Here is a 283-nt window from a genome sequence, read left to right as displayed (position 1 = left end):
GCGGGGGTCAGACGGGCTGGCCGGCTCGGGTGGCGGGCGCCGGGATCGTGAGATCGGGGCCGGGCCGGGAGTGGCGACCGGTGCCGGGGGCGGGGAGGAGGTCGGGGGCCGGCGCGTAGCGGGCGGCGGGGGCCCGGAGGAGCCAGCCCGGGGGGCGGGTGCCGCGCGGGGCGGGGGTGATCAGGCCCATCCGGTGGAGCAGGTCCAGCGCGTCGCGGCGCAGCGCGGTGCGGTCGGCGAGGTAGTCACGGCGCCAGCCGGCCGGCAGGCCGTACTCGTCGGT

Annotated in this window: 1 protein-coding gene; it reads right to left on the bottom strand. The window is 81.6% G+C overall.

Annotated features, from left to right (window positions below):
• Positions 1-7 precede the first annotated feature (7 nt).
• A partial coding sequence (locus VR45_RS24895; RefSeq protein WP_045942061.1) for a DUF2398 family protein occupies positions 8-283 on the bottom strand: 276 nt, incomplete at its 5' end.

Source organism: Streptomyces sp. NRRL S-495 (assembly GCF_000966955.1).
Taxonomy (GTDB): Bacteria; Actinomycetota; Actinomycetes; order Streptomycetales; family Streptomycetaceae; genus Kitasatospora; species Kitasatospora purpeofusca.
Note: the sequence above shows the minus strand (reverse complement) of the source record. Positions and strands in the feature narration are given on the sequence as shown.